The organism is Methylobacterium sp. WCS2018Hpa-22 (assembly GCF_031843785.1).
Classification (GTDB): domain Bacteria; phylum Pseudomonadota; class Alphaproteobacteria; order Rhizobiales; family Beijerinckiaceae; genus Methylobacterium.
Genome location: NZ_JAVTJA010000002.1, coordinates 150,087 through 176,257, shown reverse-complemented (window position 1 = coordinate 176,257; position 26,171 = coordinate 150,087). Strand labels below are relative to the sequence as shown.

Annotated in this window: 27 protein-coding genes; 15 read left to right on the top strand and 12 right to left on the bottom strand. The window is 67.2% G+C overall.

Annotation, left to right across the window (positions count from 1 at the left end; all coding sequences use genetic code 11):
• The first annotated feature begins 70 nt into the window (after positions 1-70).
• From RQI43_RS03280 to RQI43_RS03265, 4 genes are all read left to right on the top strand, one after another.
• Entirely contained in the window at positions 71-646 is a 576-nt protein-coding gene (locus RQI43_RS03280) for a 2'-5' RNA ligase family protein (RefSeq protein WP_311274196.1), read from the top strand.
• 13 nt (positions 647-659) lie between these two features.
• On the top strand, positions 660-1,418 hold the full coding sequence (locus RQI43_RS03275) for a phosphatase PAP2 family protein (RefSeq protein ID WP_056432001.1): 759 nt from the start codon (positions 660-662) through the stop codon (positions 1,416-1,418).
• 67 nt (positions 1,419-1,485) lie between these two features.
• Complete coding sequence (locus RQI43_RS03270) at positions 1,486-2,064, top strand: RNA pyrophosphohydrolase (RefSeq protein ID WP_405030543.1); 579 nt, start codon at positions 1,486-1,488, stop codon at positions 2,062-2,064.
• Positions 2,061-2,729: a DUF2939 domain-containing protein gene (locus RQI43_RS03265; protein WP_056432005.1), complete on the top strand. Its 669-nt coding sequence runs from the start codon at positions 2,061-2,063 to the stop codon at positions 2,727-2,729. Before RQI43_RS03270 ends, RQI43_RS03265 begins: the two co-directional genes overlap by 4 nt.
• A gap of 63 nt (positions 2,730-2,792) precedes the next feature.
• Here RQI43_RS03265 and RQI43_RS03260 read toward each other — a convergent pair whose 3' ends face one another.
• The 3 genes from RQI43_RS03260 to RQI43_RS03250 form a co-directional block, all read right to left on the bottom strand.
• Positions 2,793-3,872, bottom strand: coding sequence for an ROK family protein (locus tag RQI43_RS03260; protein ID WP_056432441.1), 1,080 nt, complete (start codon positions 3,870-3,872; stop codon positions 2,793-2,795).
• Between the two features lie 200 nt (positions 3,873-4,072).
• Positions 4,073-4,456: a hypothetical protein gene (locus RQI43_RS03255; protein ID WP_056432009.1), complete on the bottom strand. Its 384-nt coding sequence runs from the start codon at positions 4,454-4,456 to the stop codon at positions 4,073-4,075.
• Between the two features lie 38 nt (positions 4,457-4,494).
• A complete protein-coding gene (locus RQI43_RS03250; protein ID WP_056432015.1) occupies positions 4,495-4,923 on the bottom strand; it encodes a response regulator in 429 nt (142 codons plus the stop codon).
• 226 nt (positions 4,924-5,149) lie between these two features.
• On the opposite strand from RQI43_RS03250, the gene RQI43_RS03245 reads away from it, so the two are divergent.
• The 5 genes from RQI43_RS03245 (at position 5,150) to RQI43_RS03225 (ending at position 9,094) form a co-directional block, all read left to right on the top strand.
• The gene (locus RQI43_RS03245) at positions 5,150-5,821 is read left to right on the top strand and encodes a YoaK family protein (RefSeq protein WP_056432017.1); all 672 of its coding nucleotides are present in this window, start codon (positions 5,150-5,152) and stop codon (positions 5,819-5,821) included.
• A 13-nt stretch (positions 5,822-5,834) separates the two neighbouring features.
• Complete coding sequence (locus tag RQI43_RS03240; RefSeq protein ID WP_311274194.1) at positions 5,835-6,842, top strand: WD40 repeat domain-containing protein; 1,008 nt, start codon at positions 5,835-5,837, stop codon at positions 6,840-6,842.
• A gap of 4 nt (positions 6,843-6,846) precedes the next feature.
• Positions 6,847-7,113 (top strand): hypothetical protein, encoded by a 267-nt coding sequence (locus RQI43_RS03235; protein ID WP_311274193.1) that lies wholly within the window; start codon positions 6,847-6,849, stop codon positions 7,111-7,113.
• 61 nt (positions 7,114-7,174) lie between these two features.
• Positions 7,175-7,693 carry a DUF2937 family protein gene (locus RQI43_RS03230; RefSeq protein WP_056432025.1) on the top strand — a complete coding sequence of 173 codons (519 nt, stop codon included), beginning with the start codon at positions 7,175-7,177 and terminating at the stop codon, positions 7,691-7,693.
• 126 nt (positions 7,694-7,819) lie between these two features.
• Positions 7,820-9,094 (top strand): hypothetical protein, encoded by a 1,275-nt coding sequence (locus RQI43_RS03225; RefSeq protein ID WP_056432444.1) that lies wholly within the window; start codon positions 7,820-7,822, stop codon positions 9,092-9,094.
• A gap of 29 nt (positions 9,095-9,123) precedes the next feature.
• Here RQI43_RS03225 and RQI43_RS03220 read toward each other — a convergent pair whose 3' ends face one another.
• Positions 9,124-9,543, bottom strand: coding sequence for a metallopeptidase family protein (locus tag RQI43_RS03220; protein ID WP_311274192.1), 420 nt, complete (start codon positions 9,541-9,543; stop codon positions 9,124-9,126).
• Positions 9,540-10,268, bottom strand: a complete 729-nt coding sequence (locus RQI43_RS03215; protein WP_311274191.1) for a pyrimidine 5'-nucleotidase — start codon at positions 10,266-10,268, stop codon at positions 9,540-9,542. Before RQI43_RS03215 ends, RQI43_RS03220 begins: the two co-directional genes overlap by 4 nt.
• Before the next feature lie 337 nt (positions 10,269-10,605).
• Between RQI43_RS03215 and RQI43_RS03210 the strand changes: the two genes are divergently transcribed.
• Entirely contained in the window at positions 10,606-14,409 is a 3,804-nt protein-coding gene (locus RQI43_RS03210) for an EAL domain-containing protein (protein WP_311274190.1), read from the top strand.
• An 18-nt stretch (positions 14,410-14,427) separates the two neighbouring features.
• On the opposite strand, the gene RQI43_RS03205 is transcribed toward RQI43_RS03210, so the two are convergent.
• On the bottom strand, positions 14,428-14,868 hold the full coding sequence (locus RQI43_RS03205; RefSeq protein ID WP_056432039.1) for a response regulator: 441 nt from the start codon (positions 14,866-14,868) through the stop codon (positions 14,428-14,430).
• On the bottom strand, positions 14,865-15,986 hold the full coding sequence (locus RQI43_RS03200) for a histidine kinase dimerization/phosphoacceptor domain -containing protein (RefSeq protein WP_311274189.1): 1,122 nt from the start codon (positions 15,984-15,986) through the stop codon (positions 14,865-14,867). The genes RQI43_RS03205 and RQI43_RS03200 overlap by 4 nt, the downstream gene beginning before the upstream one ends.
• 400 nt (positions 15,987-16,386) lie before the next feature.
• On the opposite strand from RQI43_RS03200, the gene RQI43_RS03195 reads away from it, so the two are divergent.
• Positions 16,387-17,586 (top strand): patatin-like phospholipase family protein, encoded by a 1,200-nt coding sequence (locus tag RQI43_RS03195; protein ID WP_200919193.1) that lies wholly within the window; start codon positions 16,387-16,389, stop codon positions 17,584-17,586.
• Positions 17,587-17,723: 137 nt separating this feature from the next.
• On the top strand, positions 17,724-19,349 hold the full coding sequence (locus RQI43_RS03190) for an ABC-F family ATP-binding cassette domain-containing protein (protein ID WP_056432047.1): 1,626 nt from the start codon (positions 17,724-17,726) through the stop codon (positions 19,347-19,349).
• Between the two features lie 319 nt (positions 19,350-19,668).
• Here RQI43_RS03190 and RQI43_RS03185 read toward each other — a convergent pair whose 3' ends face one another.
• Positions 19,669-19,797, bottom strand: a complete 129-nt coding sequence (locus RQI43_RS03185) for a hypothetical protein (RefSeq protein ID WP_018045197.1) — start codon at positions 19,795-19,797, stop codon at positions 19,669-19,671.
• Between the two features lie 152 nt (positions 19,798-19,949).
• Between RQI43_RS03185 and RQI43_RS03180 the strand changes: the two genes are divergently transcribed.
• Entirely contained in the window at positions 19,950-21,197 is a 1,248-nt protein-coding gene (locus RQI43_RS03180; RefSeq protein WP_311274188.1) for a nucleoside transporter C-terminal domain-containing protein, read from the top strand.
• 10 nt (positions 21,198-21,207) lie between these two features.
• Here the strand turns inward: RQI43_RS03180 and minE are convergent, their stop codons facing one another.
• The 4 genes from minE to minC (RQI43_RS03160) form a co-directional block, all read right to left on the bottom strand.
• The gene (gene minE, locus RQI43_RS03175) at positions 21,208-21,513 is read right to left on the bottom strand and encodes a cell division topological specificity factor MinE (RefSeq protein ID WP_018045195.1); all 306 of its coding nucleotides are present in this window, start codon (positions 21,511-21,513) and stop codon (positions 21,208-21,210) included.
• Positions 21,510-22,325: a septum site-determining protein MinD gene (gene minD, locus RQI43_RS03170; RefSeq protein ID WP_018045194.1), complete on the bottom strand. Its 816-nt coding sequence runs from the start codon at positions 22,323-22,325 to the stop codon at positions 21,510-21,512. Before minD ends, minE begins: the two co-directional genes overlap by 4 nt.
• Positions 22,326-22,339: 14 nt before the next feature.
• Positions 22,340-23,038: a septum site-determining protein MinC gene (minC, locus tag RQI43_RS03165; RefSeq protein WP_056432051.1), complete on the bottom strand. Its 699-nt coding sequence runs from the start codon at positions 23,036-23,038 to the stop codon at positions 22,340-22,342.
• Between the two features lie 121 nt (positions 23,039-23,159).
• Positions 23,160-23,858 (bottom strand): septum site-determining protein MinC, encoded by a 699-nt coding sequence (gene minC, locus RQI43_RS03160; protein WP_311274187.1) that lies wholly within the window; start codon positions 23,856-23,858, stop codon positions 23,160-23,162.
• A gap of 176 nt (positions 23,859-24,034) precedes the next feature.
• On the opposite strand from minC (RQI43_RS03160), the gene RQI43_RS03155 reads away from it, so the two are divergent.
• Together RQI43_RS03155 and metF are read left to right on the top strand one after the other, a co-directional pair.
• Positions 24,035-25,051 carry a metalloregulator ArsR/SmtB family transcription factor gene (locus RQI43_RS03155; protein WP_311274186.1) on the top strand — a complete coding sequence of 339 codons (1,017 nt, stop codon included), beginning with the start codon at positions 24,035-24,037 and terminating at the stop codon, positions 25,049-25,051.
• 65 nt (positions 25,052-25,116) lie between these two features.
• Complete coding sequence (metF, locus tag RQI43_RS03150) at positions 25,117-26,037, top strand: methylenetetrahydrofolate reductase [NAD(P)H] (protein ID WP_056432058.1); 921 nt, start codon at positions 25,117-25,119, stop codon at positions 26,035-26,037.
• The last annotated feature ends 134 nt before the right edge of the window (positions 26,038-26,171 follow it).

Sequence of the window (26,171 nt, the reverse complement as noted above, 5' to 3'; positions counted from 1 at the left end):
TGGGCCACGCATCTTCGCTGAGTAGGGCCGGACGGCTGGATTGCGCGCCGTTCCGCTCCATCTGGCGGGAATGAGCGAATCCCCCAGCGGCCCTACATCCGTTCCCCTTATCCTCACGCTGGAGATGGACAAGGCGGCCTTCGCGCATTTCGACGGGTTGAGGCGGCGGCATTTCCCGGAAAAGCTCAACCATATCCCGGCCCATGCCACCCTGTTCCATCATCTGCCGGGCCCCGAGGAGGAGGGCATCTCGAGGACGCTCGCCGAACAGACTGCCGCCGCGCCGCCGGTCGTCGTCGAGGTGACCGGTCTGCGCTTCCTCGGGCGCGGCGTCGCCTTCACGCTTGCCTCCGACGTCCTCGCCTCGGTCAGGGACGGCATCGCCCGGCGCTACGGCGATGCATTGACCGCGCAGGATCGACAGGGCTGGAGGCCCCACGTCACCATCCAGAACAAGGTCTCGCCGGAGGCCGCGCGTGTCCTGCATCGGGCGCTGGAACGGGATTTCGAGCCGTTCCGTTTCACCGCGACGGGGCTTCTGCTCTGGCGTTACCTTGGCGGACCATGGCAACAGCAGGGACGCTTCGCCTTCGGGCGGGCAAGTTCGCCTTCGGGCGTGGAAATCGATCGAAGGACGAACGGATGATGAAGACCGCACCATGAAGGCTCCGCTTCCGACCTATCTCAACCATCCGCTCTTCGACCGGGCCACCGCCCTGTGGCTGCGTCTTCGCCTCAACGAGGTGGGTCCCCTGGTGGCCCTGCTCGGCGTGAGTTGTCTCGGCTACGGCTTCTTCTATCTCGCCGACGAGGTGGGGGAGGGATCCACGGCCGCCCTCGACCGCAAGATCCTCCTGGCCCTGCGCAACCCGGCCGACCTGTCCGACCCGATCGGACCGCGATGGCTGGAGGAGACCATGCGCGACATCACCGGCCTGGGAAGCGTCTTCACCATCACCTTCGTCACGCTGAGCGCGGTGGCCTATCTCGCCACCACCCGGCGGCACCGCATTGCCGTCTTCGTTCTGGGCGCCATCGGAGGGGGGCTCCTCGTCTCCACCGTGCTCAAGATGTTCTACCACCGGCCCCGGCCGGATCTCGTCCCCCACGGCATGGACGTGTTCACCGCGAGCTTCCCCAGCGGCCACGCGATGATGTCGGCGATCGCCTACCTCACCCTGGCGTCGCTTCTCGCCCGCGTCGATCCGAACCGGTCCGTGAAGGTGCTGGTCCTCATCGTCGGCGTCGGGATGACGCTCCTGGTCGGCGCCAGCCGGATCTATCTCGGCGTTCACTGGCCGAGCGACGTGCTCGCCGGCTGGTGCATCGGCGCGGCATGGGCCTCGCTCTGCTGGTTCGTCGCGCTCATTCTCCAGCGCAAGGGAGAGGTCGAGGCCCCCGATCCGCCTCCGGGATGACAGCATTCCGTGCTTTGACGCGTCGAACGACGGCGTGGCGCATTGCGGCCCATCGATCCCCTGACCTATGGTCCCGCGCATGAACCTCCCCACCCCCGACCTCGCACTCGACCTGCCGTACCGGCCCTGCGTCGGGATCATGCTGATCGCCCCGAAAGGCGGCGTCTTCGTCGGCCGTCGTCGCAAGGAGGCGGGGCCGGAACATGTCGACGGCAACCTCGCCTGGCAGATGCCGCAGGGAGGGATCGACGAAGGGGAGGCCCCACTGGCGGCTGCGCTGCGTGAGCTTCACGAGGAGACCAACGTCTCGCCCGGTTCCGTCACGCTTCTGGGAGAATCGTCCGGCTGGCTCGCCTACGACCTGCCGCCGGCCGTGCTGAAACAGGCCTGGAAGGGCCGTTATCGCGGACAGACGCAGAAGTGGTTCGCCTTCGGTCTCGTCGGGCCGGAGACCGAGATCGACGTGATTTCACCTGGCGGCGGCCTCCACAAATCGGAATTCGATGCCTGGCGCTGGGAGCCCATGGCCGGACTGCCCGATCTCATCGTGCCGTTCAAACGCCCGGTCTACGAGGCCGTGATCGCGGAATTCGCGGGCCACGCCGGTTGGAGCGAACAGGCACAGAGGGCCGCTCCGTCGCAATGACGCGATTGTGGTGGATCCCGGTTTCCCTGGTTCTGGCGTGGTTCGTCTATACGCTGACGCCGTTCTGGATGCTTTACGACCTTGCCCGGGCCGTGCAGGCGCGGGACGTCGGCTATGTCGAGCGGCACGTCAATTTCCGCACCCTGCGCCAATCCATGATCCGGCAGGTTTCGGCAGCGGCCGCTCAGCCGCGCGGCGAGGCCGGTGCCGAGGTCCCACTCTCCCCGGACAAGCAGAGACTGATCGAGGCCGCTGCGGCCCTCGCCGAACCCTTGACCGAATCCCTGGTCACGGCACAGTCGGTCATCGACCTTCTCGATGACGGCATTCCTCAATCCCTCGATCTCGGCCCCCTCGGTGGGGATGGGGCGTGGTTGAAGGCCGAGCACGCAAGCAGCGCCGCCGGGTTGAAGATCGAGACGATCTTCCGGCTGGTCCCGTACTACTTCGCCTCCGACATGCGGGGGTTTCGTGCCCTCGTCATCGCCGTACCCCCCGAAGCGCCACGGGCGCAGCGATTCCGCCTGCGCCTTCGCCTGCGTGGATGGTCGTGGCGGCTGGTCGAGATCGAACTACCGAGCGAACTGCGGAACCGCATCGCCAGCAAGGTCGCCCGTGCCCGGAACCGGCCCGACCAGGATGCCGCGCCAGCTTCTTCTCCCTAGGGCATCGCTTTCTCCCTGGGGCATCCTTCGATCTTTGATCGGGGCCGGACGGTCCGTCTCTTCTCAATGCACCGTGTCGGGAAGCCGGCGGTTGGTGAAGCGGGCATTGCCGAGGCCGGTGCCGATGGTGAGGACGCCCCACCGTGCGACGTCGGTCATGTCCGACATGGCCGACAGGCCCTGCACCACGGCGTCGTTATGCATGAGCACCATGGTGTCATGATCGCCGATGGTGGGGATCGCCTCGACGAGCCGCTCGGTAAGGTTGAAGCGGCTGCTCTCCCAATTTCCGGGAAGGTTCTGACCGCCGCGTTCGATGGTCCCGTCGGCGGCGATGACGCCGGGGCACCCTACGCCGATGAACGGCGCGAGCTTCAGGCGCGATCGCTCCGCCCGCGAGATCAGGTCGTTCAGCATCGCGATCAGCCGGTCCACCGCCTCGTCACGGCTTGGAGCCGGATCCTCGTCGCGGTGACGCCAGAGTTCCGAGCGCCAGATTTCGGCGCGTGATAGGTCGGAGGCCTTCTTCAGGTTCGTGGAGACGACTCCGGCCCTGATGTTGCTCCCGCCGATATCGACGGCCAGGAGGCTGTCGTAGCCCGAGAAGATCCAGGATGGCGCGAGGTGCACGGCTCCGATCAGCCCCGCCTCGTCGGGATGATGGCGGATCGGTTCGAGCTTCAGGTTGAGGCCGCCGGCCCGGAGGATCACGCTCGCCCGGTCGATGGCCAGACGTCCCGCGAGACTGTCGCTGAAACCTCCACCCACGACGATGCTCTGCGTGTCGCGCCATCCTTTCTGGCGGAGGAAGCGCCGCACCACGGTGGCGAGCTCCTGCGCGAATTCCTCGACCGCGCCGAAGACCACACCGGCGGCGAGCGGAGGGCCGTCGATCAGCAGATCGTCGAGACGCCGCTTGCTGAAATCGCGGCTCGCTTTCGCCCCCAGCGGATCGGGGCCGAGCTTGCGCAGCTTTTCCCGCCAATCCTCGATGAGATCCCGGAACGCCGCCTTCGACACGCGATCGCCGACGAAACCCTCTCCGTTCTTCAGTTCGATATTGTAATCGTCGAGGACGACCGAGGGCAGATCGTTCGACGCGTGAGAGATGCTCGATCCGCGCGTTGCCGTATCGGTGCCCATGCTCGATCGATCCTTTTCACCAAAGACGAAGGAAACGTGCGGGGGCTCGAGATCGCCCTCGTGGAGACCCGGCCACCGCTGGTCCGCCGCATCGAAGCGGAATGACCAGCGGTGCAAGCATTCTTGTCGCAGGTCCGTTCCCTCGGGGGCCCTGTCACAGAGGTTCTACCTTCGGGAACGGCCCTTACGAGGGAAGGCGGTCATTTGGGCTTGGCGGGCGCGGCCTCACCGGTCGGCGCCTTCGGCTGGCGGGCCTCCATCAGGTCCTCCGCCTTCTCCTCGTCCGTATCGCCGCTCTGCTCGATCGCCTTCTCGGGATTGGCGGCCAGCGCCTTGATGATCGTGACGAGACGATCGCATTCGCTCTCATACTTGTACGTTTCCAGGATGATCGCGGCGTCGCGCAGGGTGCGCAAGTCGCGCACGGCCTGTTTGTTGGCCGTCTCGCGGAGCTCGGTCTTGCCCGCGATGGCCTCTTCCAGCTTCGCTCCCTTCACGTCGCACGCGGCCTTCGCGTTCCCCGTCGTGTAGGCGCTGAGCGTCGTGCCGAAGAGGACGAGGGCGGTGGCGAGAAGGGTGCGCATGGGGAATGGGGCTCCAAGTAGGCGGGCGCGGAAGGCGCTCAGGCGTAATGGGGGAAACGGCGCAGCAGGCCGTTGGCGAGGGCAATGAGTTGGCTCGGCCGATAGGGTTTCGGCACGAAGATTGATTCCGCTACCGCATCCGCCTGCGACAGGCTTCCGCGACCACCCGAGGTGTAGATGACCGGAAGGTTCGGGCGCAGGCGCCGCGCATGACGGGCCAGGGTGAGGCCGTTGGTGTTGCGGGCCAAATCGATATCGGTGAAGAGCAGGTCGATGCGTTCACGCGCCAGGATGTCCTCGGCCTCTTCGGCATCGGCGGCACTCAGAACGCGATAGCCTTCGTCGATAAGGGCCTCGACGGCCAGCTCGCACACCATGGCTTCATCCTCCACCACGAGGACGGTTTCGGCTCCGCGCACGGAGGCGAAGTTCGGCACCGCAAAGGCAGCGTAAGCGACAGGGATCATGACGCAACTCCAACTCACCCGGCTTGGAATGACCATTCCGACGCCGGATCGTCACACCAACGGGGCTCACGGCTTCGATGTTCGATCCCGTTCATTCGAATTGCGCGGACTTGGTAAGCAATGCCTTAACCCTACCGGACCGGTACCGGTCGTCCCGGGACGGAACGGGGCACCGGGCAGGCGCGCGCTGCCATGAGCCGGTCTCGGAAATGAGCCGGTCCCTGTCATGAGCCGTTCCTGGCATCTGGGCTTCGGCCTCATCCTCACGGCCCTGGCCGGCTACGTGGACGCGCTCGGGTTCATCCGGCTCGGCGGCTTCTATACGTCGTTCATGAGCGGCAACACGACCCAGTTCGCCGTGGCGCTGGGGCGCGACACGCCGTTTCTGGCGATCCTGCCGGGTCTCCTGATCGCTGCCTTCGTCCTCGGCGCCCTGTGCGGCGGCGGGCTCTCGGCGTTGACCCCGGCGCGGTGGAGCACGCCGGTCCTCCTCGGCTTCGAGACCGTCCTCGTGTCCGGCGCCTATCTAACGGCGGTGGAGGATCCCGGTCCCGGCCACGCCTCGCTGCTTCTCGCCCTCGCCATGGGCGCGCAGAATGCGGTTCTCGCCCATGTCCAGGGATTCCGGGCCGGCACCACCTTCGTCACCGGGGCGCTGTTCAGCACCGGGCAGAAACTCGCCACCGCCCTGGCGGGGCGCGGCCCGCGCTTCGGCTGGGTCGGTGACGGGCTCGTCTGGCTCTCGCTGCTCTGCGGTTCGCTGGCCGGAACGGTCGCCTATGGCCGCTTCGCGTTGTATGCCCTCGCCATTCCCGCCGGTATCGCCGGTTGTCTCGCCCTGGTCGCGACGGTCATGACCGTCGTGAGATCGGCGCCGGACGCCGCATCCGCGACCTGAGAGGTTTTCACCGATGAGCGTGAGCGCTCCGACACTCTTCGATCATGTCGTCCCGCTGGAGGCCGGCGCCCATGTCACGGGAGCGGTCTGGCTGAAGGATGTGCTGGCGCTGGCGCTGGGTGACGGGGCCGTGCTGCTGGTCGGCCCAGAGACGACCCGGCGCGTCGAGGCCCATCCCGAGGCCGGCATCCTCGTGGCGTCCGGCGATGGCCGCCGGATCGTGACGGGCGGCGACGATGGCCGCATCGTGGCCACGGCGGCGGACGGTGACATGACGCAAGTCGCCGTCGCCAAGGGCGGCGCCTGGATCGACGCCCTGGCGCTTCATCCCGACGGGGCGATCGCCTACGCGGCCGGTCGCAACGTCGTCGCCCGCGATGCCAAGGGCCGCGAGAAGATCTTCGCGGCGCCGTCCACCGCACGCGGCCTCGCCTTCGCACCCAAGGGCTACCGCCTCGCCGTGGCGCATTACAACGGCGCGACGCTCTGGTACCCGAATCTCGAAACCACGCCCGATTTCGTGGAATGGAAGGGCTCCCATATCGACGTCACCTGGTCGCCCGACGGCCGCTTCGTCGTGACCACGATGCAGGAGAATTCGCTCCACGGCTGGCGTCTCCAGCCCGATCGCGGCCACATGCGGATGTCGGGGTATCCCGGCAAGGTCCGCTCGGTGAGCTGGTCCGGGGACGGCAACTGGCTCGCCACCAGCGGAGCGGAGGCGGCCATCATCTGGCCGTTCGACTCGAAGGAGGGCCCCACCGGCAAGGCGCCGCGCGAATGCGGGATCCGCCCGGCCCGGGTGACGCGGGTCGCGTTCCACCCCAAGGCCCTCGTCCTCGCCATCGGCTACGAGGATGGCTGCGTCATGCTCGTGCGCTTCGCCGATGCCTCCGAACTCTTGGTCCGGCCCGCCACCAAGGGCGGGGCGATCTCGGCTTTGGTCTGGGACGGGCGCGGCGGCCGGCTCGCTTTCGGCTGCGCGGACGGCATGGCCGGCATCCTGACGCTGCCGGGTTGAGGCGATGGCACTTCTCGGCTTCGGCCGTCGGCGTGACCCGCCCGACGATACCGCCCGGCGCAACGTCGAATCGTGGGTCCGCGCCCTCGTCGAGCCGGAGAGCGTGGTGAAGGTGAACGAGATCCTCTGCCCGGACCCCTCCTGTCCCGGCCTGGAGACCATCATCCTCGTCATGCTGCCGGGGCGGAAGACCCAGGCCGCGAAGGTGGAGAAGCCCCTGGCCGAGGTGACGCGCGCCGAGGTCGAGACCGCCCTGGCGGGTGTGCTCTGATCGTCCGGGAACCGCCGCGCGGCTCGGCCTTTTGTCTGAACGACGTCATGAGGGATGAATCGTGCTTCGTGTGATCCGGACCCTCGGCCTCGCCCTCGGCCTCCTCGGCGGCATCGTCGCCGCGCAGGGGCCGGAATTCGCCCAGCAATACGCGCAGCGGCTCGGTGGCACCCTCGATGAGTTGCGGCGTTCCCTCGCCGCGCTCGACGCCGACGCGGCGGCGAGTGGGACCGACCGGCAGGGCGCCGTCGACCGCCTGCGCGGCAACGGCGACACCCTGGTGGCCCGCCGCGGCGAAGCCGCCCGCGCGGATATCGAGCGCCTCGCGCATCTCGATGCGCAGAAGCGGGCCCTGACGGAGGCAAGCGGGCCCCTGGGACGCTTCGCGGCGCTGCTGCGCGACCCGGACATGTCCCTGGCCCGCGCCACCTACCAGGATTACGTGCCCGCCGTTCCGGCGAGCGCCGACGGGATCATCGCCGGCCTCCTCGGATTTCTGGCGACCTGGGCGGGCTGGCGCGTGCTCACGGATGTCGGACGGCGGCTCAGTCCGGCGCGGCGACAACCCAGGACCGCCTGAATACACGCGGCGGAGGAAGCGCGTGTGTTGCACGGCATCTACAGCGAATGTCCGCGCCGTGGACTACGACTCGACCGGTAGCGCACGGATGGACTCGTGGCGCCGTTGAACGGCTGCAATCGCACCATGCCCCCCCGCGCGACCACGTCACGACCCCCTATCGACCCGGCCCTCGACGCCGCGGCCCTGCTGCGGCGGGTCGGCTTCTTCGGCCTGTTCGTGCTGCTTCCCGTGGCCGCGCAGGTGGCCCGCCGCGCCACCGTGATCCTGGCACCCATCGCCATCGCACTCATCGTCATCGCCAGCGCCATCGACGGGAAACAGCGGCCGCTGCGGCTAACGGCGACGCGGATGCTGACATCCCCGACGTTCCTCGCCGGTGGGCTGGTCATCCTGTGGTCGGCCCTGTCCCTCGTCTGGACGCCGTTCCTCGGCCCGGCGACGGAGCGCCTGCTCAATGTCATCGCCACCATCCTGATGACTCTGGCCGCCTATCTCGCGCTGCCGGACCGGATGCGCTCGGCCAATCTCTATCTGCTGCCCCTGGGCGTCATCGCCGCATCCATCGTCTCCATCCTGTTCGGCCTGTTCGGGGATACGCTCCTGCGCAACATGCCCGAAGATCAGAGCTCGGTGGATCGCGGCCTCACGCTCCTCGCTCTGCTGGTCTGGCCCTCCGTGGCATGGTTGCGCTCGCGTGGGCGTGACCTCGAGGCCCTCGGCACGGCCATCCTCGTGGCGGTCGCCCTCTCGTTCTCCTCCAACGTCACGCAGATCCTGGCCCTCGCCGTCGGCGCGGTGGCGTTTCTGCTCACCACCTACCGTCCGCTCGTCGGCGTGCGGGCCGTGGCCCTGATCTGCGGTGGCCTGCTGGTGAGCGCGCCTTTCCTGCCGTTCATCGCCCGGCCCATCGGGATCGTTGCCTTCGGTCCGACGGCCCCCGGCGTTCTGACCATTAAGGCGTGGCAGAAGGTCGTGACCACCGAGCCGGTCCGCCTCGTGACCGGGCACGGGTTCGAGACCGCCTCGCGCGGCCGGTTCGTGAACCTGCTTCCGAGCAATGCCCCGACGACGATGCTGTTCGAACTCTGGTACGAACTCGGGATCGTGGGCGCCTTCGCCGCCGCCTTCGCCCTCCACGCGGCGATCCGGCATAGCGGGCGCTCGGCCACCGCCGCCGCGCCCGGCGCCATCGCACCGGGTGCGATGGCCATCTTCGCCAGCGCCTTCACCATCGCCTGTATCGGCGTCGGCCTGACGGCGATCTGGTGGATCACGACGCTGACGATCACGGTGCTGGTCTTCATCGCCGTCGAGCGCGGGCAGTTCCGCACGCGTCGTCCCAAGGCCAGCCTGCTCAGGCCGCGCGCCGCGAGCCCGCGCCCCGCCAACGACGATTGACCGGAGCGGGTGGCCGCAGCATTCGAGCCTCAGCCTTCCGCCGCCGCCTCGATGGCGGCCATGTCGTCGTCGGACAGGCCCATATGGTGCCCGATTTCGTGGACGAGGACATGGGTGACGAGGTGACCGAGGGTCTCCTCGTGCTCGGCCCAGTAATCGAGCAGCGGCCTGCGGTAGAGCCAGACCCGGTTGTGCATCTGCCCGGTCACCGTCTCGCCGCTCTGGGCGAGGCCGATTCCCCGGAACAGGCCGAGCAGGTCGAATTCGCTCTCGCACTGCATCTCGCTCAGGGTCTCGTCGTCGGGGAAATCCTCGACATGGACCGTCACGCCTTCGCACAGAGCAAGGAACGTGGCGGGCAGGCGGCCGAGGGCGTCCCGTGCCAGGATCTCCACATCGTCGAGAGAGGGTGACCTGACCTCTGACCAGTCCTGAACGGCTTCGCTCATCGGATCGCCGGGAGGACCCGCTCGTTCAGGAAGGCGGCGAGATCGTTGGTGATGTGGTCGATATGCGGCTCCTTCACCGCCTCCTGCTCGAACGCCTCGCGGAACGGATCGATGGTGCGGGGAACGACGAGGACCGTCGCCATCCCGAGATCGTGCGGCACGACGAGGTTGCGGGCGATGTCCTCGAACAAAGCCGACCGGTGCGGATCGACCCCGTGCCGGTCGAGGAACCGCTCATAGGTGGAGCGCTCGGGCTTCGGGATGAAATCGGCGGCGGCGATGTCGAACACGTCCTCGAAATGGTCGAGAATGCCGAGCTTCGCCGCCACGTTCTCGGCATGGCGCCGGGAGCCGTTGGTGAGGATCAGCTTGCGGCCCGGCAATTGCTCGATGGCGTCGCCCAAGGCCGCGTCGAGGCGGATCGTCGAATGGTCGATGTCGTGGGCGAAATCGAGGAAATGGTAGGGGTCGACCTTCTCCTCCATCATCAGGGCTTTCAGCGTGGTGCCGTAGCGATGGTAGAAATGCTTCTGCAGCGCCCGCGCCGAGATCCCGTCGAGGCCGTAGAGCTGCATGACGTAGAGCGTGATCCGCTCGTCGACCTGCGGCCAGACCCGCGCATCGCTCGGATAGAGCGTGTTGTCGAGATCGAACACCCAGGTGTCGATGGTCGAGAAGCCGCGGGAGCCCGCGCTGGAGAGATGGCTTTCACCGGGAAGGAACAAGGGGGCTGAACGGGGTTCGAGACGGGGGACGGTGGTGACCGACGACGATCGTCCCTGGTTACGATGAAATTGTGCCTTGCGAAAGGAAGCGCTGCCATTCGGCCACGTGCGGCAGCGGGATGGCCGAGTTGCATGTCGCGCCTGAATTGGCTGAATAACCAATCCGGAGCGAAGGAAACGGTAGGAATGTTGCAACGTTGATTTGCGTAACATGCCTCAGAAAGCCTCCGTCATGCATGGTCGATCACGGTCACGGGCAGGATGGGTAGCTTCGGATTGCTTCCCGGGATGGCGCGACGTGCAAGATCAGGCACAGGACCGAGGCGATGAAGAAGGCGTGGACGCTGTCGGACCGGATTCCACATCATGGATCGACCGTGACCCCGAGTTTCATCTCGACGCCGTGTGCCGTATTGCGGCCACTCTATTTCGTGTTCCGATCGTCCTCGTTCCCCTCGCCGATACCGACTTTCTTCCCCTGAAGGCCGGACCGGGGACCGGGGAGGCCGAGCAGGATCGAGACGATGCGGTCACTTCACACCACATCGCCGGCAAGGCCGACAGACCAGTCGTGATCCGCGATCTCCTCGCCGATCCTCGTTTTGCCGATCATCCCCTGGCGAAGGGGGAGTTCCAGGCCCGGTTCTATGCCGGCATGCCTCTGGCGCATCGTCCCGGGCACCGGGCCGGTACAATCTGCCTGATCGATACCGTGCCGCGTCCGGATTTCACCGAGGAGCAGCTGCTCCAGTTGCGGGACCTCGCCCTCATCGTCACCGGGCATCTGCGTCTCCATGACGCCAATGTGGAGCGCGAGGCCGAGCTGTGCGAGCGCCAGCGCGTGACGTCCATCCTCACGCGCCGTGAAGCGCTTCTCCGGGCCGCCTTGGACTCCCAGCGCATGGCCGAGGAGATCGCAGGGTTCGGACATTGGCGTATCCACATCCCCGAAGGCCGGGTCGAATGGTCCGAGGGAATGGCGCGGATCCACGGTCGCGCGCCCGTCGACCCTGCCCGGATTCCCCTCGACGAGCATCTGGCCTTCTACCATCCGGAGGACAGGGAGCGTGTGCGCTGGCATCTCGACGAAGCCGTGGCGGGGGTGGGCGCCTTCGCCCGCGACGATTACGAGCACCGGTCGCGCATCATCCGCCCGGGCGGGGAATGCAGGGTCGTCACCGAACGGGGAATCGTCGAGCGCGACCCGACCGGAGCCATCCGTGCCATTTCCGGAATCTGCCTCGACGTCACCGAACTGGCCCGTTCCGACCAGCATTTGCGCGAAACGACGAACCTTCTGCGCATCACCCTGGAAAGCATCGACGAGGGCCTCGTCATGGTCGACATGGACGACCGGGTCCGGGTTCATAACGAGCGGCTGAACCTGCTGCTCGACCTGCCGCCGGGAATGCTGCACGACGGCGCGCCGTTCGACGATGTCCGCCACTTCATCGCCGAGCGGGACGGGACGCTTCCCGCAGTTCTGGACAGGGGCGTCCGCGAGGCGAGACGCGAACGCGGCGAAGCGGGCGCCACCGGCGAGCACCAGCAGCGGGACGAGACCCTCCTCGAACTCTGCGGTGTGCCGCTGGCCGACGGCAGCACCGTCTACACCTTCGCCGACGTCACCGCCCGCCAGATGGCCGAACGCTCATTGCGCGAGAGCGAGGCGTCCTACCGCCTGCTCGCCGATTTCCTGCCTCAGATGGTCTGGATCACGAACGATCGGGACGACACCACCTACTGCAACCGCCATTGCGACCGTTATTACGGACGGCCCCTCGTTTCGCTGCTGGAGCGGGTGGAATCCTACCACCCCGACGATCGCGATCGCGTCTATGGCGACGTGTGCGACCGTCACAAAGCGTGGCAGGACTACGATTTCGAGATCCGCATCCGCCGCGCCGACGGCGTCTATCGCTGGCACAAGGTCAGCAAGCGTCCGATCCGCCTCCTCGACGGTGCGCCCGGATGGCTCGCCACGGCCCTCGATATCGACGACATCATCACCGCCAGGATCGCGCTGGAGCGGACGGGCGACCTGCTGCGTCTGGCGCAGGACGCGGCGGAGGCAGGGGTCTGGGAGTGGGACTTGGTCACGGGTCGGGTCTGGCAATCCCAGGAAAGCGCGCGGATGCAGGGATTGCCGCTCGACGAGACCGATCCGGCCGCCGGCCTTTCGATGACCATGGAGGAGTGGGAGCGCAACGTACCGGACGAGGACGTGATCCGGGTTCGGAACGAGGCCCGCCGGGCCATCGCCACGCGCACAAATCACAGGGTGGAGTTCCGCGCCCTCCACCCGTCGACCGGTGAATGCCGCTGGTTCCAGGGGTTCGGCCGCGCCGTCCTCGATCCGCGGACGGGCGAGGTCTGCCGCTTCGTCGGCATGAATCTCGACATTACCGCCCGCAAGGAGACCGAGGAGGCGTTCCGGGCCAGCGATGCCCGCCTGCGCGTGAGCGAGGAACGGCTCGCTCTCGCCCTCGACAGCGGCAGGGACGGGTTGTGGGACGCCGATCTCCAGACCGGCGCGGTCTGGTTCTCCGACCGCTCCCAGAGCATGCTCGGCTACGAGCCCGGTGAATTCGGCAAGTCTTTCAGCTACGTACAGTCCCTGATCCACCCGGACGACATGGCGGCTTGCCACGTCGCCGCGACCGCTCATTTCGAAGGCCGCCTACCGGCTTTCGAAATCGAGGTCCGGGTTCGCAACAAGGTCGGCGGCCATAGCTGGCTCCTCGCCCGCGGCAAGGTCGTCACCCGCGCCGCCGACGGTGCCCCGATCCGTTTCGTGGGAACCTATATCGATATCACGGCGCGCAAGGAGGCCGACCAGCGGATCGCCCATCTCGCCCGCCACGACGCCCTGACGGGCCTGCCCAACAGATCGGTGTTCCACGACCGTCTGAAGCAGGTACTCGCGACGGTTCGGAACGGCGGCTGCGCGACGGCGGTGCTCTGTCTCGACCTCGACCGGTTCAAGGCCATCAACGACACGCTCGGGCATCTGGCGGGCGATACCCTCCTGAAGGTCGTCGCCGAGCGCCTGACCGACGTGGTGAAGCCCGGCGACTTGGTCTCCCGCCTCGGAGGCGACGAATTCGGAATCGTCCTGGTCGATCTGGACCGGAGTGACCAGGCCACCGAGATCGCCCGCAGGGTGATCGATTCCATTGCCCAGCCGATCAAGCTGGACGGTCAACTCGCCAATATCGGGATCAGCATCGGCATCGCCCACGCGCCGGCCGACGGGCTCGAGGCCGACCCTCTCCTGCGGCATGCCGATCTCGCGCTCTATCGCGCCAAGGCCGGCGGTCGGAACACGTTCCGCGTCTATGAAGCCGGCATGGACGCGGCGATCGAGGAGCGGCTTCAGCTCGAGGTCGATCTTCGCCAGGCCGTGCTGCGCGGCGACCTCATTCTGCATTACCAGCCCGTGGTCGATCTCGAGACGGACACGGTGAGCGGCGTCGAAGCGCTGATGCGCTGGCCGCATCCCACCCGTGGGATGATCCCGCCCGCCACCTTCATCGAGATCGCCGAGGAGACGGGTCTGATCATCGATCTGGGCAACTGGGCCCTGCGCGAGGCCTGCCGGGAAGCCGCCTCATGGACCCATTCCGCCCGGATCGCGGTCAACGTCTCGGCGATGCAGTTTCGCGAGCCGGGCCTCGAACAATGCGTGATCATGGCCCTCTCGGCCTCGGGCCTCGCGGCGGACAGGCTGGAACTGGAAATCACCGAAAGCGTCCTGATCCAGGATACCGAGGCGGTGATCGGCTGCCTGCACCGCCTGCGCTACCTCGGCGTCCGGATCGCACTCGATGATTTCGGGACGGGCTATTCGTCCCTCAGCTATCTGCGGCAATTCCCCTTCGACAAGATCAAGATCGACCGTTCCTTCATCCGCGAGATCGCCGATGCGGACACGGCCGCCATCGTTCGCGCCATCGTCGGGCTCGGCGAGCGTCGGGGGACCACGATCACGGCGGAGGGCGTGGAGACCCGTGCCCAGCTCGATCTGGTGCGAGCGGAGGGATGCGGCGAGGTCCAGGGCTACTTCTTCAGCAAGCCTGTTTCGGCGCGGGACCTGCCGGGCGTCATCGCGAGGCTGTCCTGTGCCGAGAGGGCCGCCTGACGCGGAAACACCGAGGGATCAGGCGCCGAGACTGGCGAGATAACCCGGCGCGAGCCGAAGGCCGAGGGGCAGGGTGGTGACCGGCGGCGGGGTTCGGATACATTCCTCGAGAAAGATCATCGTGTCCCCGATGACCGCTTCCGAGAACGGCTTGGCGATCACCGCCACCGCACCGGCGAAGTCGTCGTGAAAGCGGCTGGCATTCGCGGTGAGGAAGACCAGGGTCATCGTCGGCTCGTCGGCCAGATTCCTGGCCACGTCGAGACCTGACGAGCCGCCCTTGAGTTGCAAGTCGATGAGGACGATGTCGGGCCGCGTCCGCCGGGCCACCGCGATGGCGTCGCTCGCGGAGACCGCCGTGCCCACGACCTCGTGTCCGGCTTCTTCCAGCAGCATTTCGAGCTGCATCACGATCAGGGCTTCGTCTTCGACGACGACGATCCGCAGAGGTTCACTCACGGTGCGTTCCTGTTGCCGGTCCCGTCGCGGGGGAGGCGGATCTCGATCCGCGTCCCGGGCTCGGCCTGATGCCAAGCGATAGCGGCATTCAGCTGGCGCACAAGGCTCTCGATCAGGCGTTTCCCGAAAGTCCGGTCTCGAGCCACGTCCGGCGGCATGCCGATCCCGTCATCGGCGATCGTGATACGGATCATGTCGCCCTCGGGCTTCACCGAAAGCGACAGCTGGCCTGTGGCATCGCGCGGGAACGCGTGTTTCAGTGCGTTGGTGAGCAGCTCGTTCATGACGAGGGCGACCGGCGGCGCATGTTCGACGGCGACCTCGACGGGAACGAGGTCGAAATCGAGCTCGATCCCCTGCCGCCCGGAGCCACGCACCAGATCGACGGCGAGTTCGCGCGCGAAGGCGGCGACGTCGAAACGCTGGACGTCGTTGGACTGGTAGAGGCGCTTGTGCACCGTGCCGAGGGCTTCGACGCGGGCCAGCATGGATTTGAGCGACGCCTTCGCATCGGGGTCGGTGATCGTCCGCGTCTGCAGGGTGAGCAGCGAGGCGATCATCTGGAGGTTGTTCTTCACCCGGTGGTCCACCTCGTGGACCAGCATCGTCTTGGCGGCCAGCGCTTCGGTCAGCTCTTTCGTGCGCTTCTGCACCTCGCGCTCGAAATGCAGTCTTTCGTTGCGCGTCTGCATGAGCGTGTCGATCCGGTCCGAGACGTCGAGCTGCGAGGCGAAGAAATACACCGTCTCGCCGTCGTCGTTGATCACCGGGCTGACATACAGCGCGTTCCAGAACTGGGTGCCGTCCTTGCGATAATTGAGGATGTCGACGGCGATGTCGCGTTTGGCCGTGACCGCGTCACGGATCTTGCGCACGGTGCCGGGATCCGTCTGCTCACCCTGCAGGAAGCGGCAATTCTGGCCCATGATCTCGGGCCGGCTGTAGCCGGTCATCTTGAGAAACGCATCGTTGACGAAGACGATGGGATTGTCATCCTGCCGAGGGTCGGTGATCAGCATCGCCATGCGCGTCGCGCGGATGGCCGCCGCGAAAGGATCGCCCCTGCCGTGCTCGGCCCCCAATCGGTCGGTGAGGTGCCAGGCGTCGTCCGGTTCCATTTTGCCTTCCTGTGCTGACCGGCGCGTCTCGCGGCCAGAGCAAATGTCGTCAGTCACGACAAGGTTGCCTTCAGTATCACGAGGATCCGCATCGATCCGTCATGACGCGCGAAAGTTTGGCGACAAAGCCGTTATGAGCTGAGGTCAACGACATAGAGTACGTCTTTCAATCGACAAGCTTCGTCTTTTGGTTCTGTTTCCCCTCTTTTGATGCATTTCTTACGGAGCGTGTGCCTGAACACGGCGGGATAACCGTTGCTGTTCCATCACGTGCTCAACGTTTCGGCACGACCGGGGGAGCGATGATTGCCCGCCGAACCCCGGAACGGTAGAATGGTCAAGCTCGTTATGGTCGAGCTTGACTGCTCCGTTGCCGGTCGAACGCCAGGATCATCCCGTCATGTCGACATCTCGCCGGTTCGGATGGGTCAAGGGCGCGGCCGCGCTCGCGGTGGCCGCGCAATTGGCCGCCTGCGGCTCGATCCCGCGCGTGGCCTACACCGCCGATCAAGCCGCCGCCGCGGTTCCTTCCGGCATGGATCTCAGCGTGCGTGCCTATGCCGACGCGTCGGAGAGCACCTTCACCGAGATGGTAGCACGGCCGGAGCGCTCGAAGCGCGCCTTCGCCTACCTCGCCCTGTCGGGCGGCGGCGGTGACGGAGCCTACGGCGCCGGCATCCTCAACGGCTGGTCGGAATCCGGCAAGCGGCCCGAATTCGCCCTCGTCTCCGGTGTCAGCACCGGCGCGCTGATCGCGCCCTTCGCCTTCCTCGGGCCGGCCTACGATTCCACCCTCACCGACATCTATACGAGCGGCGTCGCCTCGACCCTGGTCCAATCGCCGAGCGTGGCCAACATCGTGTTCGGATCGGGCCTGTTCGGGGATGGCCGCCTGCGCGATCTCGTGCGCCGCTACGTGACGCCTGACCTGCTCGCCGCCATCGCCGAGCAGCACGCCAAGGGCCGCCGCCTCCTCGTGGTGACGACGAACCTCGATTCCCAGCGCGCCGTCATCTGGAACATGGGCGCCATCGCGGCCAATGGCGGTCCCAATGCCGTCTCGCTGTTCACGGATGTGCTCACGGCCTCCGCCAGCATCCCGGCCGTGTTCCCGCCCCAGCTCCTCGACGTGCAGGCCGAGGGCAGGGCCTTTCAGGAGATGCATGTGGACGGGTCGGTGGTGACGCCGGTCTTCACCCTCCCGCAATCGTTCCTGCTGCGGGACAACCGCCTGCGGACGGCGGGCAAGACCGACATCTACGTCATCATCAACGGACGTCTCGAGCCGGAATTCGACGTGGCGCAGAACAACACGCTGTCCATCGTCGAGCGCTCCTTCACCACCGCGAGCCGGGCGCGCAGCCGCGCCACCCTGGCCGCCACCTACGCCTTCACCCGCGGCAGCGGCATGGGCTTCAACCTCACCTATATCGACGAGGCCGCGCCGAACACGACAACGGCGCGGGGCTTCGACACCGGCTACATGCGCCAGCTCTACGAGAGAGGGCGCGAGACCGGACGGACCGGAAGCTTCTGGCAGAAGAACGTCCCCACCGCTCCCCTCGTCAAGGCGATCGCCGCCGGCGCCGCGCGGAACTGACCGGCCGGCACCATCCCCCGGTGGGGTGGTGCCCTGCGCGGCCCGCTCTCGCGCTCGTTGCTGCACTGCGATAGGAGGATGAACATCCTCCCGTGTGGCCACCGGCCCGCATCTCCCCTGCGTTTGGCCGTTGACCCATGATCCAGATCGAAGACCTCACTTTCAGCGCCTGGGGCCGGCGCTTCTTCGACCGCGCGAGCGTGGCCGTCCCGCCCGGATCGAAGGTCGGGCTCGTCGGCCGCAACGGTGTCGGCAAGTCGACCCTGTTCAAGATCATTCTCGGCGAATTCCAGCCCGATAGCGGCGTGATCCTGCTGCCGAAGAATGCCCGCGTCGCCTCCGTCGATCAGGAGCATCCGGCGACACCCGTCACCCTCATCGACACCATCCTGGCCGCGGATATCGAGCGCGAGGCCCTGAACCTCGAGTTGGAGACCGCCGAGCCCGAGCGCATGGGCGAGATCTACGGCCGGCTGATCGAGATCGACGCCGACCGGGCGCCGGCCCGGGCGGGCGAGATCCTCGCCGGCCTCGGCTTCTCGGTGGAGGACCTGACCCGGCCGATGTCGGAATTCTCCGGCGGCTGGCGCATGCGCGTGGCGCTGGCCGCCGCGCTCTTCGCCGAGCCGGACATGCTGCTCCTCGACGAGCCCACCAACTACCTCGATCTGGAAGGCGCCCTCTGGCTGGAGGCGCGGCTGAAGCGCTATCCGCATTCGGCGCTCATCATCAGCCACGACCGCGAGCTTCTGAACAACTCGGTGGACGCGATCCTTCACGTCGCCAACGGCAAGCTCGAACTCTATACCGGCGGTTACGACGATTTCGAGAAGCGCCGGGCCGAGAAGGCACGGCTGCAGGCCTCGACCAAGATGAAGCAAGACGCCGAGCGCGCTCATTTGCAGAGCTTCGTCGACCGGTTCAAGGCGTCGGCCTCCAAGGCGGCGCAGGCCCAGTCGCGCATGAAGCGTCTCGCCAAGATGGAGCCGATCTCCACCACCATCGAGGAGCATGTGGCCCCGTTCCACCTGCCTTCGCCGAAGCGTCCGCTGGCGCCGCCGCTGATGCATCTCACCGATGCCACCATCGGCTATGGCAATGACGAGCCGGTGCTGCGCGACCTCAACCTGACCCTCGACGTCGATGATCGGATCGGATTGCTGGGCGTGAACGGCGCCGGCAAGTCGACCTTCGCCAAGATGGCAGCCGGCGCCCTGAAGGTGCGGGACGGGCGCATGGTGCGCGAGGGCCGGGTGCAGGTCGGCTGGTTTCACCAGCACCAGATCGAAGCCCTCGACCCGAAGGACACGCCCCTCGACATCATCCGCCGCGAGCGGCCGGACGACAGCGAATCCGGGCGCCGCGCGAAGCTCGCCAGTTTCGGCCTCGCCTTCGACAAGCAGGAGACCACGGTCGACGCGCTCTCGGGTGGCGAGCGGGCGAGACTCCTGCTCAATCTCGTGGCGATGCAGGCACCCCACCTGCTCATCCTCGACGAGCCGACGAACCATCTCGACATCGACAGCCGCCGGGCCTTGCTCGACGCGCTGAACGATTACGGCGGCGCCGTCATCCTCATCACCCACGACCGTTCGCTGATGGAACTGGTGGCCGACCGCCTCTGGCTCGCCGCCGACCGGACGGTGAAGCCCTTCGCCGGCGACATGGACGATTACGCCCGCTTCGTCCTCGACCGGTCGAAGACCGGCAAGACCGCGCCGGGGCAGGGCCGGGAGAAGAAGGGAAAACGCAAGGCGGCGTGAGGACGAGAGGTTTCGCGTTGGGATAGAGCTGACGCGTATCGCCCTCAGGCCCGAACGAATCCGCCGTCACTCCTCTCCCCCGTGCTTCCTGGGATTCACACAACTGCTTTTCCCAAGCAGAGCGCGTCCCTCTCCCCCTTGTGTGGAGAGGTTAGGAGTGGGGGTGGCTCCGCCTGCCTCCGAAGCAGCAGGAGGGTCGCCCAACCACCCCCACCTCCAACTCCTCCCCACAAGGGGGAGGAGAGCCGCGCAGCCCTCGAACCATGTGAACTTCGTAGCCCCTCTCCCCGCGTGCGAGGAGAGGAGATGTTCGTCGAGCTTACTTCCGCAGGATCTTCGTCACGAGGCGGCCGATCGGGTTGCTCGAATCGTAGTTGCGGTCGTCGCGGACGACGGGGCGGTTGTCGTTGCCGAGAAGCTTGGTGACGAGGCGTCCGATGAGGCTCATGGCTGTATCCCTTCAAACCGGTTATGCGCCGCATTACGGCGCAGCTTGACGGTCAACACGCCGGACGTCCTCCCGTTCCGGATGAACCCCCACATGACGTGCGCCCGTCCCGGCATCGCCCTTGCTCCTCTCGGGCCGAAAGAGGGGGCACGATGACCGAGCGACTGCTCCATGCCGGCGCGAGCCTCGCGCTGCTCCTCGCGATCGCGATCCTGTTCTCCACCAACCGCCGGGCGATCCGACCCCGGACCGTCATCTCGGCCCTTGCCCTGCAGATCGCGATCGGCGCGGTCGTGCTGTTCGTGCCCGTGGGGCGGCAGGTCCTCGACGCGGCCTCCACCCTCGTCCAGACAATTCTGGCTTATGGCGATCGCGGGGTCCTGTTCCTGTTCGGCGGCCTCGTCGAGCCGCGCATGTTCGAACTCTTCGGCGGCAGCGGCTTCATCCTGGCCCTGCGGGTGCTGCCGCAGATCCTCTACGTCTCGGCGCTGATCGCGATCCTGTATCATCTGAGGGTGATGCAGACCCTGGCCCGCCTCATCGGCGCGGGACTTCAGCGGGCGCTCGGCACCTCGCCCATCGAGACCTTCTCGGCCGTCATCACCATCGTCATCGGCCAGAGCGAGATTGCCGTGGCCCTGCGGCCATTCCTGATCCTGCTGACCGGGGCCGAATTGTTCGCCGTCATGTCGAGCGGGGCCGCGTCCACCGCCGGATCGATCCTGGCCGGCTACGCCGCCTTGGGTGTGCCGATGGAGTATCTGCTGGCCGCCGGTGTCATGGCGATTCCCGGCGGGCTTCTCTACGCCAAGATCCTGATGCCCTCGACGGAGCCGACGCGCGTGACGACGATGCGGGTGGAATTCGCCGAGACGCGGGCGGTGAACCTCATCGAGGCGGCGGCCGACGGCACGCAGAAGGGCCTCGTCATCGCGGTCTCGGTGGGCGCCATGCTGATCGCCTTCACCGGGCTCATCGCCCTTCTCAACGGCATTGCCGGATGGGGCGGCGGACTGGTCGGCTATCCGTCTCTCAGCATCGAGGGCGTGCTCGGGCTCGCCTTCGCGCCGCTGGCCTGGCTCATGGGCGTGCCCTGGAGCGAGGCGGGTCTGGTCGGCGGTGCCATCGGGCAGAAGATCGCCTTCAACGAGTTCCTGGCCTATGCCCAGCTCTCGCCGGTGCTCAAGGCCGGCACGCTCGATGCCCGGACGACGGCCATCCTGTGCTTCGCCCTGTGCGGCTTCGCCAATCTGGCCTCCATCGCGATCCAGCTCGCGAGTCTGGCGAGCCTCGTCCCCGAGAGGAGGTCCGAGATCGCACGCTATGGAATGCGTGCGATCCTGGCTGGTACGTTGTCGAACCTGACGAGTGCGACCATCGCCGGCCTGTTCATCGGCTGACGGCGGACCCTCACGCGGCGGCGCGCTTGGCCTTGGACGGCTTGGCCGCTGCCGGGGCGGCCTTGGCCGGAGCCGTGACCGGGAGTTCGATGTCGACCCCAAGGGTCGACATGTCCTGGCCCCGTTCCAGGCGGATCTGGACCTTGTCCCGCTCCACCGTGACGTGCTTGGCGATGACGGCGAGGATCTCCTCCCGCAGGAGCATCACCAGGTCGGAGCCGCCGGCCCCGGCCCGTTCGTGGGCCAGGATCAGCTGGAGACGGTCGCGGGCCGTGGGGGCCGAGGCGCGTTTGCTGAAGAGGTTGCGCAGGCTCATGCCGCCCTCCGGGTGAACAGCTTGTTGAGGAGAGACTTCTTGTCGGACGGCACGGTCATCGGCACGGTATCGCCCTTGAGGCGGCGGACGGCATCGATATAGGCCCGGGCCGGGGCGCTGAGCGGGTTGTTCATCGTCACCGGGCAGCCGACATTGGAGGCGCGCAGCACTTCCAGGCTCTCGGGGATGATGGCGAGCAGCGGGATCGAGAGGATCTCGAGCACGTCGTCGACCTTCAGCATGTCGCCGCGATCGGCGCGGGCGGGGTCGTAGCGGGTGAGGATGAGGTGTTTCTCCATCACCTCGCCGCGCTCGGCCTTCAGGGTCTTCGAATCGAGAAGGCCGATGATCCGGTCGGAATCGCGGACCGAGGAGACTTCCGGGTTCGTGACGACGACGGCGAGGTCGGCGTGGCGCATGGCCAGGGTGGCTCCGCGCTCGATGCCGGCCGGGGAATCGCAGATCACCCAGTCGAACTTCTCGCGCAGCTCTTCCATCACCTTGGCGACGCCCTCGTCTGTCAGGGCGTCCTTGTCGCGGGTCTGCGAGGCGGGCAGCAGCGACAGGTTCTCGAGCCGCTTGTCGCGGATCAGTGCCTGGTTGAGCTTGGCGTCGCCGTTGACCACGTTGATGAGGTCGTAGACCACGCGCCGCTCGGCGCCCATCACGAGGTCGAGGTTACGCAGGCCGACGTCGAAATCGACGACGGCGACGCTCTGTCCGGCCTGCGCGAGTGCTGCGCCGAGAGCCGCTGTGGTGGTCGTCTTGCCGACGCCGCCCTTGCCCGAAGTAACGACCAGAACCTTGGCCATGTTCGTATCTCTCCTTAATCCAAGGTTGCCATTTTGATGGAGCCGCTATCGAGCCAGATCTGCACGGGTTTCCCGCGCAGGGTCGTGCCCATGTCTTCGGCCGTGCGGACGAGGCGATCGATCCCGAGCAATTCGGGCTCGAACTTGCGGCAGTAGATGCGGGCGCGGGGGTTGCGGGCGGCGCCGGCGATGGCGCGCCCCCGCAATGCGCCGTAGACGTGGATCGAGCCGCCGGCGAGGATCTCGGCGCCGGAGGCGACCGAACCCATGACGGTGACGTCACCGGTCGGATGCACGATGGACTGGCCGGAACGGACCGACCCTTCGATCATGAGGGAGGTGGTCTCGGGCTCGGCATCGCCCGGGATCTCGATGCTGGTCGCCGGCCGTCCCGCCACCAGAAGCGGGGGGAGGGCGATGCCGTCGAGCAAGGTCTTGCCCGAGAGCGTGGCTTCCGCGCCCTCGATGCCGAGGATGCGGATGCGGCGGGTGCCGAGATCGGCCAGCAGCTTGCCCACCACGTCCGGGTCAGACCCGAGCGCCGCGATGTCGAGGATGAGGGGGCGGCCGTCGAACAGGGTCGGCGACCGCTTCAGCGAGGCGTCCAGATCGGCGAACCAATCGGGAAGCGGAGCTTCCGGAGCCAGGACGAGTGCCTTGAAGGCACGGCCTCGTAGCGTCACGGATCGGCGGGATGGAGGGGCGTGTGTCACGGGCTCTCGCGATTCCTTACCGAACCATTGACGGTCCTTATGGTTACCGCTTGGTTAACGAGCCGGCTTTCTGTGATCCTGTGACCCTATAATCCTGCGATCCCGGGTTCCTGTGTCGGCGCTACTCCAGCGCGGCGACCTTGATCGCATCGCCTTCCAGGCGGATCTGCGCCGGTTGGCCCCGGCGGTCCGGCCCGAGATCGTCGGCCGTCCGGTAGAGACCGTCGATGGCGAGCAGTTCCGGCTCGAACTTGCGGCAGGTGATGCGGGCATCGGGATTGCCGGAGGCCCCGGCGATCGCCCGCCCCCGCAGCGCTCCATAGATATGGATCGAGCCGCCGGCGATCACTTCCGCCCCGGAGGCCACCGATCCCATGATGGTGATGTCGCCTTCGAGATGCAGGATGGTCTGGCCCGACCGGACCGGCTGGTCGAGGATCAGAGATCGGGCGGGGCGCGGCGCCTCCACCTGCGTCGGCGCGGGCGCGTCCGGCGTGGCGACCTCGTCCACCGGCCGCCCGCCGGCCGGGGCGGGGGGCAGCCCCTCGCCGAGGCTGCCGGATTTGGCCCCCTCGATCCCCATCACGGTGACGTCGCGGGCCTTGAGCTCGGAGACCAGGGCGGTGAGGTCCGCCCGGTCGAGGCCGAGGCCGGACACGTCGAGGATCACCGGGCGCCCCACGAAGAAGGCGGGGGAGCGCCGGGCCAGCGCGTCGAGGTCTTCGAGCCAGTCATGCACCGGTGCCGAGGGGGCCAGCACCAGGGCCATGAAGGAGCGGCCACGGAAACGGATCGGGGGACGAGAATTCGGCTGGGTCACGCGGGGGCGTTTCTGTTGTTCCGGAATCGAAAAGGGACTTCTTGAGCCGACCATATCGGCAGATCGCCCGGAACGCTCCCCTCCCGGCATCGTCGCCCACGCCTGTTTCTCTCATGCCTCCGGCCAGCCGCCGTTTCCCCTTGCCATGTGCCCGGATCGAACATAAAGATATCTTTATGTCTCAAGAGAGCGCCAAGGCGACACTCGTCCTTCCTTTCTCCGATGCCCTCGGTGTGCTGCGCGCCACCGCGGAAGAGACGCGCCTGCGCATCCTCGCTCTGTTGATGCAGGGGGAATTGTCGGTCTCCGATCTCACCGACATTCTCGGCCAGTCGCAGCCGCGCATCTCGCGCCATCTCAAGCTTCTCGTCGAGGCGGGTCTGGTGGAGCGGCACCGCGAGGGGGCCTGGGCGTTCTTCCGTCTCATCGAGGCGAGGACCGGTCTGGTGGAGCCCCTGGTCGGCGGGCTCGACCGGTCAAGCCCGCCCCTGTCCGAGGATCGGGCTCGGTTGGAGGGCGTGCGGGCCCAGCGCGCGGATGCCGCGCAGAGCTTCTTCGCCCGCCTCGCCCCGAAATGGGACCAGCTCCGCTCCCTCCACGTGCCGGAGGCGATTGTGGAGGCGGCGGTGATCGACGCCCTCGGATCGCGCCCGGTGCGGAGCCTGATCGATCTCGGCACCGGCACGGGGCGGATGCTCGGACTTCTCGCCCCCAGGGCCTCCCGCGCCACGGGGCTCGATTCGAGCCATGCCATGCTCTCCGTCGCCCGCGCCAATCTGGAGCGGGCCGGCCTGTCGGGCGTGGACCTGCGCCAGGGTGACATCCATGCACCGCCCTTCGGCCGTGGCAGCTTCGACCTCGTCGTGGTGCATCAGGTCCTGCATTATCTCGACGACCCCGCCCGTGCGCTCCGCGAGGCGGCACGGCTCGTGGCCCCCGGAGGCCGGCTTCTCGTGGTGGATTTCGCGCCGCACGATCTCGAATTCCTGCGCGAGGAGCAGGCCCATCGCCGCCTCGGCTTCGCCGCCGAGCAGGTGACGGGCTGGCTCGCCGATGCCGGGCTCGGCATGGTGGCGACACGCCATCTCGCCCCGGCCGACGAGAGCGGGCACCAGCTCACCGTGACCCTCTGGCTCGCCGCCTCGGCGGCCGAGCCGACCCTTGCTTCCGAGGCGGAGCGCGCGGTGGCCTGACCGGCCGCCACGGATTCCCGCCTCGACGACACACGTCTGAACCGAAAGATCTTGAGGACGACCCGATGCCCACCGCTTCCCATCACCGCGCCAGCCGCGACGGCTACCGTCCGATCCAGGTCTCCATCGAGTTCTTCCCGCCGAAGACCGACGAGATGGAGAAGGTCCTGTGGTCGTCGATCGAGCGGCTCGCCCCGCTCCAGCCGAAATTCGTCTCGGTGACCTATGGGGCTGGCGGCTCCACCCGCGAGCGCACCCACAACACCGTGGCGCGGATGATCAAGGAGACGAGCCTCAAGCCCGCCGCCCATCTCACTTGCGTGGACGCCACCCGCGAGGAGATCGACGAAGTCGTGCAATCCTATTGGGATGCCGGGGTACGCCACATCGTGGCCCTGCGCGGCGACCCGCAGGACGGCGTCGGCACCGCCTATCGTCCGCATCCCGGCGGCTATGCCAGGACCAGCGATCTGGTGGCGGGCATCAAGCGCATCGGCGACTTCAAGGTCTCGGTCTCGGCCTATCCCGAGAAGCATCCCGAGGCCGCCACGCTCGATGCCGATATCGATGCGCTGAAGGCCAAGGTCGATGCGGGGGCCGACCAGGCGATCACGCAGTTCTTCTTCGAGAACGACGTCTATCTCCGATACGTGGAGAAGGTACGGGCGGCGGGGATCGAGATCCCGATCATCCCCGGCATCCTGCCGGTGCAGAACTTCAAGCAATCCGCCAATTTCGCCCGCCGCACCGGCGCCTCGGTGCCGTACTGGCTGGCCGCCCGGTTCGAGGGGCTGGACAACGATGTCGATACCCGCCGGCTGATCGCGGCGGCGGTGGCGGCCGAGCAGGTGCTCGATCTGGTGGACGAGGGGGTCAACGACTTCCATTTCTACTCGATGAACCGCTCCGACCTCGTCTATGCCATCTGCCATCTCCTCGGCCTGCGCGCGCAGGCGCCGAAGGTCGCGGCGGCGAAGGCGGCCTGAACGACCCTTGGACGGGGGCCACTCCTCCCCCTTGTGGGGAGGAGCTGGAGGTGGGGGTGGTGTCGGATACGGCGCGACATCTTCGCGGCCACCCCCACCCCTGACCCCTCCCCACAAGGGGGAGGGGGATCATC

Bases quoted from the DNA above. Each gene is read 5' to 3' on its own strand.
- RQI43_RS03280 (WP_311274196.1), top strand. From the start codon at position 71: ATGAGCGAATCCCCCAGCGGCCCTACATCCGTTCCCCTTATCCTCACG.
- RQI43_RS03275 (WP_056432001.1), top strand. From the start codon at position 660: ATGAAGGCTCCGCTTCCGACCTATCTCAACCATCCGCTCTTCGACCGG.
- RQI43_RS03270 (WP_405030543.1), top strand. From the start codon at position 1,486: ATGGTCCCGCGCATGAACCTCCCCACCCCCGACCTCGCACTCGACCTG.
- RQI43_RS03265 (WP_056432005.1), top strand. From the start codon at position 2,061: ATGACGCGATTGTGGTGGATCCCGGTTTCCCTGGTTCTGGCGTGGTTC.
- RQI43_RS03260 (WP_056432441.1), bottom strand. From the start codon at position 3,872: ATGGGCACCGATACGGCAACGCGCGGATCGAGCATCTCTCACGCGTCG.
- RQI43_RS03255 (WP_056432009.1), bottom strand. From the start codon at position 4,456: ATGCGCACCCTTCTCGCCACCGCCCTCGTCCTCTTCGGCACGACGCTC.
- RQI43_RS03250 (WP_056432015.1), bottom strand. From the start codon at position 4,923: ATGATCCCTGTCGCTTACGCTGCCTTTGCGGTGCCGAACTTCGCCTCC.
- RQI43_RS03245 (WP_056432017.1), top strand. From the start codon at position 5,150: ATGAGCCGTTCCTGGCATCTGGGCTTCGGCCTCATCCTCACGGCCCTG.
- RQI43_RS03240 (WP_311274194.1), top strand. From the start codon at position 5,835: ATGAGCGTGAGCGCTCCGACACTCTTCGATCATGTCGTCCCGCTGGAG.
- RQI43_RS03235 (WP_311274193.1), top strand. From the start codon at position 6,847: ATGGCACTTCTCGGCTTCGGCCGTCGGCGTGACCCGCCCGACGATACC.
- RQI43_RS03225 (WP_056432444.1), top strand. From the start codon at position 7,820: ATGCCCCCCCGCGCGACCACGTCACGACCCCCTATCGACCCGGCCCTC.
- RQI43_RS03220 (WP_311274192.1), bottom strand. From the start codon at position 9,543: ATGAGCGAAGCCGTTCAGGACTGGTCAGAGGTCAGGTCACCCTCTCTC.
- RQI43_RS03200 (WP_311274189.1), bottom strand. From the start codon at position 15,986: ATGGAACCGGACGACGCCTGGCACCTCACCGACCGATTGGGGGCCGAG.
- RQI43_RS03195 (WP_200919193.1), top strand. From the start codon at position 16,387: ATGTCGACATCTCGCCGGTTCGGATGGGTCAAGGGCGCGGCCGCGCTC.
- RQI43_RS03190 (WP_056432047.1), top strand. From the start codon at position 17,724: ATGATCCAGATCGAAGACCTCACTTTCAGCGCCTGGGGCCGGCGCTTC.
- RQI43_RS03185 (WP_018045197.1), bottom strand. From the start codon at position 19,797: ATGAGCCTCATCGGACGCCTCGTCACCAAGCTTCTCGGCAACGACAAC.
- RQI43_RS03180 (WP_311274188.1), top strand. From the start codon at position 19,950: ATGACCGAGCGACTGCTCCATGCCGGCGCGAGCCTCGCGCTGCTCCTC.
- minE (WP_018045195.1), bottom strand. From the start codon at position 21,513: ATGAGCCTGCGCAACCTCTTCAGCAAACGCGCCTCGGCCCCCACGGCC.
- minD (WP_018045194.1), bottom strand. From the start codon at position 22,325: ATGGCCAAGGTTCTGGTCGTTACTTCGGGCAAGGGCGGCGTCGGCAAG.
- RQI43_RS03155 (WP_311274186.1), top strand. From the start codon at position 24,035: ATGTCTCAAGAGAGCGCCAAGGCGACACTCGTCCTTCCTTTCTCCGAT.
- metF (WP_056432058.1), top strand. From the start codon at position 25,117: ATGCCCACCGCTTCCCATCACCGCGCCAGCCGCGACGGCTACCGTCCG.